This window comes from Marinobacterium sedimentorum, from assembly GCF_024267675.1.
Classification (GTDB): Bacteria; Pseudomonadota; Gammaproteobacteria; order Pseudomonadales; family Balneatricaceae; genus Marinobacterium_A; species Marinobacterium_A sedimentorum.
The window spans coordinates 1-239 of record NZ_JALDYX010000141.1 but is presented as its reverse complement, the minus strand read 5'-3'; the positions used below and the strand labels follow the sequence as shown (position 1 = coordinate 239).

Annotated in this window: 1 protein-coding gene; it reads right to left on the bottom strand. The window is 47.7% G+C overall.

Going from position 1 to position 239, the window contains the following annotated elements:
- A partial coding sequence (locus tag MRS74_RS23655) for an FAD-binding protein (RefSeq protein WP_254582730.1) occupies nt 1-239 on the bottom strand: 239 nt, incomplete at both ends.

Genomic DNA, 239 nt, shown 5'->3' with positions numbered 1-239 from the left:
ACCTGCAACACGGCCAAATACCACGAATTCAGCTAGAGAGTTAGAGCCTAGGCGGTTAGCACCGTGCAGACCAACAGAAGCACATTCGCCCACAGCAAATAGGCCTTGAATACGTGTTTCACATTGACCATTGGTTTCAATACCACCCATGGTGTAGTGAACGGTAGGACGGATTGGAATTGGCTCTTTCGCTGGGTCAACGTTCACATAAGTTTTTGCAAGCTCACAGATAAACGGTA